Here is a 13,158-nt window from a genome sequence, read left to right as displayed (position 1 = left end):
TTGAAGGGGTATACTAACGTATGTAAGGTTAAGAAAGATAAAAATCATTACGATACAATAACTTCTTAATCATATAAATAATGTGAACAATGAATTTTATTCATGAAAATAGGAGAGTGAGATGTATGGTAACATTATTTACTTCACCAAGTTGCACATCTTGCCGTAAAGCGAAAGCATGGTTACAAGAACATGACATTCCGTATACGGAGCGAAACATTTTTTCTGAGCACCTAACAATTGATGAAATTAAACAAATTTTAAAAATGACTGAAGATGGAACAGATGAAATTATTTCTACGCGTTCAAAAACATATCAAAAGTTGAATGTTGATATTGACGCGCTACCACTTCAAGATTTATATGCAATTATCCAAGATAATCCTGGCTTATTACGTCGTCCTATCATTTTAGATGATAAACGTTTACAGGTAGGATACAACGAAGATGAAATCAGACGTTTCTTACCACGTAAAGTACGTACTTTCCAATTGCAAGAAGCACAACGTCTAGTTGATTAAGTATACATTAAAAGAAGTAACGTTATAAAAAATAGAAATTGTGAATGAATTGTGAAATTCAAAAAAACAGCACTATAAATAAGTGCTGTTTCAGACTGTCGACAAAGTCTCCGACTTTGTTGGCAGTTTTTTTATGCACGCTTTCCGCGGGCACTGCCTTAGCCTGTAGTCTTCGGCTAGTGATATTCCCGCAGGAGTCGGCATAAATTACTGCCAATATTACACAAAAACATTATAATATATGTAAATTAAACAGTGGTGGTGTTTATTATGTTGAATAAATCAATTGATAAAAGAGATCAATATGAAATGATTTCTATCTCTGAATTAGTCCCTAATAATCATTTATTACGTAAAGTCGATGCGATATTAGATTTAAATTTTGTGTATGAACTTGTCGAAGACAAATATTGCCTTGATAATGGTAGACCATCTATAGATCCTGTTATTTTAGTAAAAATATTACTCATACAAAGGTTGTTTGGCATTAAATCAATGAGACAAACAATTAAAGAAATAGAAACAAATGTAGCTTACCGTTGGTATTTAGGATATAGCTTTTTAGATAAAGTACCTCATTACGGAACATTTAGTAAGAACTATACACGTCGTTTTCATGATACAGATTTATTTGAACAAATATTTGAGAAAATACTAGAAATAGCTATCAAAAATAACTTAATAGATCACTCATCTTTATTCATTGATTCTACACATATTAAAGCAAATGCAAATAAGAATAAATACATCAAAAAAATTGTAAAAAAAGATACACTTCACTTCCAAGAAGAATTGGATAATGAAATAAATGAACAAAGGCGAGCACAAGGAAAAAAGCCAATAAAAAATAAAAGCAAGGAGGAATATAAAACCAAAAAAGTAAGTACGACTGATCCAGAAGCTGGGTACTACGTTAAAGGTGAACGAGAAAAGCAATTTGCTTATAGTTTACACGCATGTGTAGATAAAAATGGTTATATTATTGATAAGCACGTGACACCTGGTAATATTCACGACAGTACACAACTCAAACCAATGATTGAAAGATTGGAAACCAAGCAGATGTTGCCTATCACATTAGCAATTGATTCAGGTTATAAAACACCTTTTAATGCACACTTTTTGCTTGAAAAAGCAATTGTACCAGCAATGCCATATACGAGACCTAAAGGAAAACCTGGTTTTTTCAGAACAAAAGATTTCATCTACGATGAACATTATGATACTTATATTTGTCCTAATGATGAAACTTTACTATATAAAAGAACAATGCCAACAGGACACAGATTATATGTATCAGATGCTTCAATATGTCGAGACTGTCCACTACTAAATAAATGTACTGAAAGTAAAGATGCCATAAAACAAATTAGAAGACATGTTTGGCAAGATGATTTAGATATAGTTGAAGATTTAAGGTTTGTGGATACAATTAAAAAACAATATAAAATGCGAAGTCAAACAATAGAGAGAAAATTTGGCGATGCAAAAGAACAGCATGGTATGAGATGGACGAGATATAGAGGACATGACAAAGTTTCCATGGATACCACGCTAATTTGTGCTGCCATGAATCTTAAAAAAATCGCAATGTGGCTAATAAAAGGCCCAGTAATGGTCTGAAAGACCACTGCAATTTTGAAAAAAACTATAAAAAAAGAAAATAAATAAACCCTTCGCATTAACTTGCGAAGGGTTTGTCCACGTTCTGAAACAGCACTATAAATAAGTGCTGTTTTTTTGGTATATAGCAGGGTATATGTTATTATAAGAAATCGATAGATGATAGTAAAATTTAATCAAACAAAACGATTGTAATTCTTACTACGTTCTAATACAATATGGTTACTATTCATCGACTGTAAGGAGTGAGATGATATGAGAATAGAGCGTGTTGACGATACAACAGTGAAGTTATTTATAACTTATAGTGACATTGAAGCTAGAGGATTTAAACGCGAAGATTTATGGACTAATCGTAAGCGTGGCGAAGAATTCTTTTGGAATATGATGGAAGAAGTAAATGAAGAAGAAGATTTTGTCGTAGAAGGTCCATTATGGATTCAAGTTCATGCTTTTGAAAAAGGCGTAGAAGTTACCATTTCTAAATCGAAAAACGAAGATTTAATGAATATGTCTGACGATGAAGCCAATGAGCAATTAGATTATCAAGTAAGCGATATTTTATCACAAACGTTTGACCAAGATGACAGCCTAGAAGAATTGCTTGAACAAAAAGCACAACAATCAACTAGTAATCAGCAAGAACAAAAAGAACACAAACAACAAAATGTTCGTACTGTAATTGTAAAATTCAATGACTTTGAAGAAGTAATTAGTTATGCACATCAACATAATATCGTTATCAATGAATTTGAAGACTTACTGTTCAGTCTTAATAATCAATATTATTATGCTATGTACTTCGATGAAAGTGTAGAGCAAGAAATTATTAATGATTGCTATAGTCAATTGTTAGAATTTGCACATCCTACAGACAAGTCAGAAGTATATTTAAATGATTATGCGAAAATTATTATGAGTCATAACGTGACTTCTCAAGTACGTCGTTATTTTCCTGATACAGTAGAATAAAATAAATACAGTATAGACAAATAAGCCATAGTTTTATGGCTTATTTTTTTGCCTTTAAAAGTAATTCGATGAGTAGCGTCGTGTATCCTTATGAGGTGAAAAAATGTATTATGCTAAACAAAATAACGGATCATTGATAACTGCACATGAAGCACAAAGAGGTAGTGCTTATTTTTGTCCGCATTGTGCTGAAACAGTAGTATTACGACAAGGAACAGTTAAAAGAGCTCATTTCACACATATTAAACGAAATTGTCGACCTAATCATAGTGGGGAAACGCTGACACACTATAAAGCGAAATATCGTTTAGCGCAAGACTTACAATTATTAGGTTATGAGGTGCAAATCGAACCACAAATACGCCAAGGTTCACAAATACCGGATTTATTACTAAATAATAAAGTAGTAGTGGAACTACAATTTTCCAACATTACGCTAGTTGAACTACAACGCCGTACTTCAAATTATGAATTACTTGGTTACATGGTTTGTTGGGTAGTTTTGTTACCTACAGTAAAGTATAACTATTTTAAATTAACGGATTTTCAAAGTGCTTGTATTCAGCCTCAATTACGTAGATTATTTGCGTGGCATCCAACTAGTGAACGATTATACGTAATAACACAAATTATGGCATACGGTCATAACAAGTTTAAAGGGGTCTATAATAAGTTAAACCATTTTACGTTCAATAACTGTTCAGAGCAACAAAGAGTATCAACTGCTAAAATCCCTGAGCAAAGTATATTAAAGTATTTGCAATTTTGTCGCAAAAGGAAGTCAGTGTTAGAACCGACATTAAGTTTAATGTATCAATTACAACTTACAGAACAATGGGTAGCTAAGCATTTAGGTCATGTATATCCTGAGCAACTATTAATAAAAACCCACCCTGTTTTATGGCAATTACGTTATATTTACGAATTACAACTACCTAATTTTCAAGTAACACAAGTGGTGAATAGTTTAAAGAGACGTACATTTGCTACGCCAAATATTAATACTACAAAAGAGTTACAACGTTTGATAAATCGATTTGCTCAGCATTATAAAACTAGTAAACAATATAACGTGCAAAATTAGACGTGTCATGAGAAAATTATAACAATTAGATTTCTAGGAGGTTTAGAAAGTTATGAGTCAACAATTAACAAGAGAAGAACAAGAAACTAAATATCCTGAGTATACATGGGATTTAACAACAATCTTTGAATCAGATGATGCTTTTGAAGCAGCATTCGCTGAGGTTGAATCATATTTAGGTCAAGAAGAACAATTTAAAGGGCATTTAGCAGATAGTGCTGAAACACTATACCAAGCATTAGCTCTAGAACAAGAAGTTGGTTCCAAATTGGAAAAAGTGTATGTATATGCGCATTTAAAACAAGATCAAGATACTGCAAATGATAAATACACTGGTTTAGAATCAAGAGCACACCAACTCATTATTAAATTTAATGCTAGTTGGAGCTTTTTAGTGCCTGAAATTTTACAAATAGATGAAGCACAAATACAAAGTTATATTGAAGCGTATGAACCTTTACAACAATTTGCATTTGATTTGAAATTAATTAATGAAAAGCGCCCTCACGTGTTAAGTGCAGATAAGGAAAAATTACTGTCTCAAGCACAAGATGCCTTGTCTACGCCGAATAATGTCTATGGTATGTTTAGTAATGCAGATTTAGAGTTTGAAGACGCTGTTGATAGTGAAGGTAATAAACATCCATTAACACAAGGTACATTTATTAAATGTTTAGAGTCGGATGATAGAGTGTTACGTCAATCAGCATACAATAATTTATATAATAAATATGGTGCCTATAATAATACGTTAAGTGCAACCTTAGCAGGCGAAGTAAAAACAAGTATATTTAATGCGCGCTCACATAATTATCAAACAGCAAGAGAAGCAGCTTTAAGTAATAATCACATTCCAGAGGAAGTTTATGACAACCTAGTGAAAACAGTTCATAAATATTTACCACTATTACATCGTTATACTGAACTGCGTAAATCATTATTAGAATTAGATGATATGAAAATGTATGATCTTTATACGCCGTTGGTAAAAGATGTTAAATTTGATATGCCATATGAAGAAGCTAAGTCATGGATGATAAAGGCATTGGAACCAATGGGCGAAGAATATATGAATGTAGTAAAAGAAGGCTTGAACAATCGTTGGGTGGACGTTTTTGAAAATAAAGGCAAACGTTCTGGTGGTTATTCTTCTGGTGCTCATTTGACTAATCCATTTATTTTACTCAACTGGTCAAATACAGTCTCTGATTTATACACATTAGTTCATGAATTTGGTCATTCTGCGCACAGTTATTTCAGTCGTAAACATCAACCTGCTAATTCTAGTGATTATACTATTTTCGTAGCAGAGGTAGCATCGACATGTAATGAAGCGTTATTGAGTGATTATATGGATAAACATTTGGATGACGATAGACGTTTATTACTACTCAACCAAGAATTAGAGCGCTTCCGTGCTACATTATTCCGCCAAACAATGTTTGCTGAATTTGAACATAAAATTCACCAAATTGAAGAAGCGGGAGAACCTTTAACAGCAACTCGTATGAATGAAGAATATGCAGCATTGAATAAACTATACTTCGGTGATGCAGTAGAAACTGACGAACATATTAGTAAAGAATGGTCACGCATACCTCATTTCTATATGAATTATTATGTATATCAATATGCTACTGGTTATAGTGCAGCCCAAAGTTTAAGCCATCAAATTTTAACAGAAGGGCAACCCGCAGTAGAACGCTATATTAATGAGTTCTTGAAAAAAGGTAGTTCCGACTATCCAATTGAAATACTAAAAAATGCGGGTGTTGATATGACATCACCAGAGCCAATTGAGCAAGCATGTGAAGTATTTGAACAAAAATTAGATGCATTTGAAAAACTTATGAAAGCTTAATATGAATGAATTCGTTTTCAATTTGACGAGTTTGTGACAAATTTAATTTATTCAGTTTAAATGGTTGAAAAGGGGGGGAGGGCGTGTTATATTATGTACATGAAATTAATCACATAACAAACATACCCCTTTGTTTGAAGTGAGAAATTTCTCCCATCCCCTTTGTTTAGCGCCGTGTAATCAGACACGGCGTTTTTTTATGTCTTTTTTTACTACTTAAGCATTTCTCTTTGACTTCTTTTAAGAAAAGTCTTATATTTAACTTGTATTTAAAATAGTTACAAGTAGGAGGCGTTCATATGAAAATAGCTGTAGTAGGAGCGAATGGGAAAGCCGGTAAATTGATTACTGAAGAAGCAATAAACAGGGGATTTGATGTGTCAGCAATAGTAAGAAATAACAATAAAACAATTGCTTCACAAGTAATTCAAAAAGATTTGTTTGACTTAAATCAAGATGACGTAGCGCCATTTGATGTTATCGTCAATGCCTTTGGTCAACCAGACCCACATAAACAATACGAACATAGTCAAGCGATAGCGCATTTGACAAGTTTAATAGCTAATAGTCCCACACGTTTTATTGTCGTAGGTGGTGCAGGTAGTTTGTATGTAGATGCTGATCATAAAATAAAATTAATAGATACACCAGAGTTTCCAGAACAATTTAAGGCTACTGCTCAAGCACAAGGCAAGACATTAGAGGAGCTGAAAAACCAATCTAATGTACAATGGACATTCGTAAGTCCAGCTCCAGACTTTCAATACGAAGGTAACCGTACAGGAGAATATCGTATAAGCAACGATGAAGTTATCGGTGATTATGTAAGCTATGCTGATTTTGCGATAGCGATTGTCGATGAAATTGCTAATGCACATTATGTACAACAGCGTTTTGCAGTATTTGCAAAATAATAAAATTGTATATAAAAAAATCCCGCAAGCGCTATGGACGCTAGCGGGATTTTTTTGGTTCATAATTTGGCTCTCCAAAATGTTCCTTTTGGATCACGTAATTTTTCTATTTTTTGTTGCAATGCTAATTTTTTAAGTTCTTTATTTAATACCTTTTCGGGCCATTCATAAATTGTTAGGAGTTCCTCTTTGGTTACGAGTTGTTGTTGTTGAATATATTCTTCTAACTTTGGAGGTAATTCTTTTTCTATTGATGTGCCCATCAATTCATTTATGATATAAGTATAAATATGATAAGGATACAAACCTTCTACTTTCAAGCCTTCTTCATGTACATCTTCACTAAAGAAAACTAATGAAGGCGCTTCGTTTATATCCATTTCTCGTGCAATGTGTAAATCAACTTGCAAGCTTTCTTTTAGTACTTTATTGTGTAAGTCTTCTTTGAACACATCGTAATCTATACCAGCATTATTTATACAATCATTGACCATACCCTCAGTAATAATATCTTTTTTTGTGATTATTTCATTTTGTACAAGGTGTATGAACCTTTCTGCACGCAATCTACCTTGTAATTCAGCTGCTTTATAAGCTAGTGCAATATTATCTAAATCAGAAGTACTTTGAGCTTGGCATTTCGTTAAAACTCTTAAAGATGGGTTTAGAATATGTCTAATTCGGATATATTGCTTATATTCAAGGCGCAATTTAGACAGAATTGCAGATAGTTTGAAACAATCTGTACTGAATGGATCGAAAAATGAATAAATTTCTATTTTACTTACAGGTGAAAGATTGGCATCTTCACGACTATTAGCATGTATCATTTTTAATTCTCCAGTCATGTGTTTTCACCTACAATTAATTTTCGGAATTTACCATATGATTAGCAGTTAGACGTAGACGTTCATATAAATAATCACCTACACCTGCAGGAAACTGAGCTGCTGTAATTGCAGTAGCCATATTTTCTAGCCAAGCATCACGTTCGAATGTCGTGATAGTAAAATCTAAATGACGTCTTTTAAGCATTGGATGTCCGTGCTCTTGTGAATAGAGACTTGGACCACCTAAAAATTGGGTCAGAAACTGTTTTTGTTTACGGCTCGTTTCTTCAAAATCTCCAGGAAATAAATGGTTTATACGTTGGTCTTTTGCTACAAGCATATAAAAGTGATCAATCATGTTGTATAAAGCTTCAGAACCGATAATTTCATAAGGTGTTTGAGTCATTGTTATCACCATATTTCATTTATATATTAATAATATAACATGAATATTTACATATGAAAGTAATTCGACTTTTAGGAGAATTGTCCGTGTTTATTATTGCAACCCTTCTTTACGGTTAAAGAAACGTTGTACTTTATTATCGGGTGTGACAGCATCGATATCATGTTCTGCTAATAACGCATGAAATTGTGCCAAACCTGAGTTATACTCTTGGACTTCATATTCTAATTCATAATCAGTTGTATTTAGGTAAGTACTTTTATCTAGGACTAATAGATTATTGTCTATCTCTCGTTCTAAACGTTCAGTGGTAAGTGAACCTAATATTACTAGTGATTCGATATCAATATACATTTGCGATAAAACGTCTTTGATATCTTGAGGCAGTTGAGAAGGAGGTAGTGGTGCGTTAATTTCAGGTTGTACAGTAGTATCGAAGTTATATTCTAATAATCCTACTGCGGCTGGAACTTTTAACGTCATTTCATTGTGTTGGTCTTTTACACGAATGCGCAATGCACAACGTTGTGCTTTTAATTGAAAATCTGGTGTGTCTATATAATGATTCGTTTGTGAAAATGGTGTCTCATTTTTAAAGTAAAAATCTGTTAAATTGTCGTATTGTGTTGCTGTTAATAATTGTTTGAATTCAATTTCATTATTTGTAGCCAAAATAATTCACTCCTCGGCTTTTATTATGCAAAATTTTGTTGTAGATTTAAAGTAATCCGAAAAAATAATACTATATATACATAATAAATCTTTAAAAAAGTTGGATTTCATAATAGTCATGTGACGTGTTATGTAATAGGAAATTATGTTAAACTAATGAAGAATAAGGAGGAACAAGCATGCGTATTTATGTTAACGAAATCAAAATTACAGATGATAGCATTCTTTGCTATACCGAAGAATCAATAGAAGGATTACAAGAAGCAGGACAAATGCTTGTTGATAGTGATAATCATGCCTTCGCACATATTTTAGATAATGGGGAATCTTATACATACCTTATTTTTGTACAAGAAACATGGTCGATGTTACACGAAAATAAAGGTAAAAAAATAATAGTTAATGACACGTTAGAATTAACAGAATTTAATAACGAACTAACTTACATATTAGAAAATATTAAGGGTAATTCAAATTATGGTAAGGAGTTTGTTTCAGTAGTTGAAGACACGTTTGAATTAGAGTGAAGCGGAGTGAGACGCAATGAATCAATGGGATCAGTTTTTAGCTCCATATAAACAAGCTGTAGATGAATTAAAAATAAAGTTAAAGGGTTTACGTAAACAATACGAAGTTGGTGAACAAGCATCACCAATTGAATTTGTCACTGGTAGGGTTAAACCTATGACTAGTATTATCGACAAAGCGAATAAGCGACATATCCCTTTTGATCGATTACATGAAGAAATGTATGATATAGCAGGTTTACGTATGATGTGTCAGTTTGTGGATGATATTGATGTTGTGGTTAATCTACTAAGGCAACGTAAAGATTTTAATGTTGTTGAAGAACGTGATTATATTAGTAATACTAAGCAAAGTGGTTATCGTTCATATCACGTGATTATTGAATATCCAATAGAAACACTGTCAGGTAAAAAAAGAATATTGGCTGAAATACAAATCCGTACATTAGCGATGAATTTTTGGGCGACGATTGAACATACATTGCGTTATAAATATGATAGTGATTATCCGCCTGAGATCCAACATAGGCTTGAACGTGCGGCTGAAGCGGCATTTTTATTAGATGAAGAAATGTCGGAAATTAAAGATGAGATTCAAGAGGCACAACAATATTATTCCAAAAAGCGAGCGAAAAAACATAACAATGACTAGTGAGGTGTATATCCATGCGTTATACAATATTATCTAAAGGCGATTCTAAATCTAATGCCTTAAAGCATAAAATGATAAACCATATGGAAGACTTTAATATGGTAGAAGATGAAGACAACCCAGAAATTGTAATTTCTGTAGGTGGAGATGGCACCTTACTTCAAGCATTTCATAAATATAGTCATATGTTATCACGTTGCGCTTTTGTCGGGGTACATACTGGGCATCTCGGCTTTTATGCAGATTGGTTACCACATGAAGTAGAAAAATTAATAATAGAAATTAATAATTCACAATTCCAAGTAATTGAATATCCATTGTTAGAAATCATAGTGCGATATAATGACAATGGTTATGAAACAAGATATTTAGCGTTAAATGAAGCGACAATGAAAACTGAAAATGGTTCAACGTTAGTTGTGGACGTAAATATACGTGGTAAGCAATTTGAACGTTTTAGAGGTGATGGATTATGTGTATCTACACCTTCAGGTTCAACAGCTTATAATAAAGCACTTGGTGGTGCACTTATTCATCCATCTTTAGAGGCAATGCAAATAGCAGAAATTGCATCTATAAATAATAGAGTATTTAGAACAGTAGGTTCACCATTAGTCTTACCTAAACATCATACTTGTTTAATTACACCTGTGAACCATGACACTATTTTAACAACAATTGATCATGTAATTATAAAACATAAGAATGTCAATGCCATTCAATTTCGAGTTGCGAATGAAAAAGTGCGATTTGCTAGATTTAGACCATTTCCATTTTGGAAGAGAGTGCATGATTCATTCATTTCTAGTGAGGACGATATTTGATGAAATTTGTCTACCGAATCTTTCGTAATGAAATGCTGAAAGATTTTTTACACAGACATTCATACTCACGTAAGACGATAAGCGCCATTAAAAATAATGGCGCTTTAGTTGTTAATAATGAGCATGTAACGGTAAGAAAACAATTAACTGAAGGTGATGAGTTAATTGTTTGTTTGCCACAGGAACAACCGAGTTTTAATTTACAGCCTTATCATTCACCATTAACTATTTTATTTGAAGATGATTATATTCTTATTGTATCGAAATCAGCGAATCAAAATATTGCACCTTCTAGAGAACACTTACATCAAAGTTTAGTAGAACAAGTGCTTGCATATTTACAGCAATCTTTCACACGCTATGTGCCACATATCGTTACACGGTTAGATCGTAATACTTCAGGTATTGTTATATTTACGAAACATGGGTATATTCATCATTTAATGTCTGAAACGCAAATAGATAAGCGTTATTTATGTATTTGTATGGGTAAAGTACAGGATAATGGAATAATCAAAGCACCGATAAAGAGGCATCCTGACAGTATTATTCAAAGGATGGTAGATCCAACTGGTAAATACGCAGAAACACATTTTAAATGTTTAGCTTCTACAGACAACTTTAGTTTATGTCAGGTCAAGTTACTAACTGGAAGGACACATCAAATTAGAGTTCACTTTCAGCATATAGGTCATCCACTAGTAGGAGATGGGTTATATGGGGGGATAACATCCCGTTATCATCATCAACTACTACAATGTATGCGTGTTTCCTTCACGCATCCTATTACGCAACAAATCATTACAATTGAAGATCAAACAGATAAACTTACTACTATTTATAATATGCTATAATTTTAAATATATTCTGGAGGTGTCGACTATGAATAATGAGAATGAAACAATCACACTAGATGATGAAAACGTATATAATAAAGTTTTACTTGATGATTTATTGTTACAAAATCATATAGATGAATTTAGAACTGAATTTTTAACAATGCATACATATGAACAAAGTGAGTATTTTGAAGATAGCGAGGATGAAATTCGACAACGTATATTTGAAGTCTTATCTCCAGAAGAAGTAGCTAATTTTTTCGATCAATTAGAAATTGATGAAGAAGAGTATGAAGCACTTTTTGATACGATGAATGCATCCTATGCCAGTCATGTGTTAGAAGATATGTCATATGATAATGCTGTAGACATAATGAACAATTTATCAAAACAAAAAATAGTCAGCCTCTTAACTTTAATGAATAAAGATGATGCCAAAGAAATAAAAGCATTGCTGCATTATGAAGAAGACACTGCCGGCGGTATCATGACTACTGAATATATTTCGTTAAAGGCTACTATGCCAGTGAAAGAAGCATTGATGCACGTTAAAGAACAAGCTCCAGACGCAGAAACCATTTATGTAATTTTCGCAGTGAATGATGATAAACAATTGGTTGGTGTGTTGTCATTAAGGGATTTAATTATTGCTGAAAATGATGCATATATTGAAGATATTATGAGTGAACGTGTTATTAGTGCAAATGTAGCTGATGACCAAGAAGACGTAGCACAAAAAATGCGAGATTATGATTTTATAGCTATGCCGGTTGTCGATTATCAAGATCATCTTCTTGGTATTATTACCATTGATGATATTTTAGATGTAATAGATGAAGAAGCAAGCGAAGACTACTCACGTTTAGCAGGTGTTAGTGACGTCGATGCTACGAATGATTCTGTTACCAAAACTGCTTTAAAGCGTTTGCCTTGGCTTATTATATTAACATTTCTAGGTATGATAACTGCCACAATATTAGGCTCATTTGAAGACACATTATCACAAGTTGCACTATTAGCAGCCTTTATTCCAATTATTAGTGGCATGTCAGGTAATTCTGGTACACAATCGTTAGCCGTTTCAGTACGTAATATATCAACTGGTGAAATTGATGAACAAAGTAAATTCAAAGTGGCATTACGAGAAACTGGAAGTGGATTTTTAAGTGGTTTAGTATGTGCTGCTATTCTATTAATGATTATTATTGTCCTGTACCAACAACCTATTTTAGGGCTTATTGTTGCAAGTAGCTTAACTATAGCGATGACAGTAGGAACGTTAGTTGGTTCAATGATACCTCTAGTTATGAACAAACTTAATATTGATCCGGCAGTTGCTAGTGGGCCGTTTATTACAACAATTAATGATATCGTAAGTATGCTAATTTACTTTGGCCTAGCGACGTCATTCATGTCTTATTTATTATAGGAGG

14 protein-coding genes are annotated in these 13,158 nt (G+C 32.9%); 11 read left to right on the top strand and 3 right to left on the bottom strand.

Annotated elements, in window-relative coordinates; genetic code table 11:
• Positions 1-125: 125 nt before the first annotated feature.
• The 6 genes from spxA (at position 126) to MUA37_RS09470 (ending at position 6,975) form a co-directional block, all read left to right on the top strand.
• On the top strand, positions 126-521 hold the full coding sequence (gene spxA, locus MUA37_RS09495) for a transcriptional regulator SpxA (protein ID WP_021458876.1): 396 nt from the start codon (positions 126-128) through the stop codon (positions 519-521).
• Between the two features lie 270 nt (positions 522-791).
• Positions 792-2,144, top strand: a complete 1,353-nt coding sequence (locus MUA37_RS09490; RefSeq protein ID WP_021459431.1) for an IS1182 family transposase — start codon at positions 792-794, stop codon at positions 2,142-2,144.
• A 255-nt stretch (positions 2,145-2,399) separates the two neighbouring features.
• Entirely contained in the window at positions 2,400-3,116 is a 717-nt protein-coding gene (mecA, locus tag MUA37_RS09485; RefSeq protein WP_002510167.1) for an adaptor protein MecA, read from the top strand.
• Positions 3,117-3,219: 103 nt separating this feature from the next.
• Positions 3,220-4,200 (top strand): competence protein CoiA, encoded by a 981-nt coding sequence (locus tag MUA37_RS09480; protein ID WP_262624551.1) that lies wholly within the window; start codon positions 3,220-3,222, stop codon positions 4,198-4,200.
• 52 nt (positions 4,201-4,252) lie between these two features.
• Entirely contained in the window at positions 4,253-6,061 is a 1,809-nt protein-coding gene (pepF, locus tag MUA37_RS09475; protein ID WP_204171547.1) for an oligoendopeptidase F, read from the top strand.
• Positions 6,062-6,360: 299 nt separating this feature from the next.
• Complete coding sequence (locus MUA37_RS09470) at positions 6,361-6,975, top strand: NAD(P)-dependent oxidoreductase (RefSeq protein ID WP_002510164.1); 615 nt, start codon at positions 6,361-6,363, stop codon at positions 6,973-6,975.
• A 59-nt stretch (positions 6,976-7,034) separates the two neighbouring features.
• Here the strand turns inward: MUA37_RS09470 and yjbH are convergent, their stop codons facing one another.
• The 3 genes from yjbH to MUA37_RS09455 form a co-directional block, all read right to left on the bottom strand.
• Positions 7,035-7,823 carry a protease adaptor protein YjbH gene (yjbH, locus tag MUA37_RS09465; RefSeq protein WP_002510163.1) on the bottom strand — a complete coding sequence of 263 codons (789 nt, stop codon included), beginning with the start codon at positions 7,821-7,823 and terminating at the stop codon, positions 7,035-7,037.
• 16 nt (positions 7,824-7,839) lie between these two features.
• Complete coding sequence (locus MUA37_RS09460; RefSeq protein ID WP_002510162.1) at positions 7,840-8,211, bottom strand: truncated hemoglobin YjbI; 372 nt, start codon at positions 8,209-8,211, stop codon at positions 7,840-7,842.
• Between the two features lie 93 nt (positions 8,212-8,304).
• Entirely contained in the window at positions 8,305-8,883 is a 579-nt protein-coding gene (locus MUA37_RS09455) for a CYTH domain-containing protein (protein ID WP_262624550.1), read from the bottom strand.
• A gap of 179 nt (positions 8,884-9,062) precedes the next feature.
• Between MUA37_RS09455 and MUA37_RS09450 the strand changes: the two genes are divergently transcribed.
• From MUA37_RS09450 to mgtE, 5 genes are read left to right on the top strand one after another with little or no spacing between them, the layout of a single operon-like run.
• Entirely contained in the window at positions 9,063-9,410 is a 348-nt protein-coding gene (locus MUA37_RS09450) for a UPF0738 family protein (RefSeq protein WP_002510160.1), read from the top strand.
• Positions 9,411-9,426: 16 nt separating this feature from the next.
• The gene (locus MUA37_RS09445; protein ID WP_002510159.1) at positions 9,427-10,062 is read left to right on the top strand and encodes a GTP diphosphokinase; all 636 of its coding nucleotides are present in this window, start codon (positions 9,427-9,429) and stop codon (positions 10,060-10,062) included.
• 14 nt (positions 10,063-10,076) lie between these two features.
• Positions 10,077-10,886: an NAD kinase gene (locus MUA37_RS09440; RefSeq protein ID WP_262624549.1), complete on the top strand. Its 810-nt coding sequence runs from the start codon at positions 10,077-10,079 to the stop codon at positions 10,884-10,886.
• On the top strand, positions 10,886-11,740 hold the full coding sequence (locus MUA37_RS09435) for an RluA family pseudouridine synthase (RefSeq protein WP_262624548.1): 855 nt from the start codon (positions 10,886-10,888) through the stop codon (positions 11,738-11,740). The genes MUA37_RS09440 and MUA37_RS09435 overlap by 1 nt, the downstream gene beginning before the upstream one ends.
• A gap of 28 nt (positions 11,741-11,768) precedes the next feature.
• Positions 11,769-13,154 (top strand): magnesium transporter, encoded by a 1,386-nt coding sequence (gene mgtE / locus MUA37_RS09430; RefSeq protein WP_002510156.1) that lies wholly within the window; start codon positions 11,769-11,771, stop codon positions 13,152-13,154.
• Positions 13,155-13,158 lie beyond the last annotated feature (4 nt).

Origin of the sequence: Staphylococcus arlettae (genome assembly GCF_025560845.1) — a bacterium.
Lineage (GTDB): Bacteria > Bacillota > Bacilli > Staphylococcales > Staphylococcaceae > Staphylococcus > Staphylococcus arlettae.
This window is presented reverse-complemented; position numbering and strand designations above follow the sequence as displayed.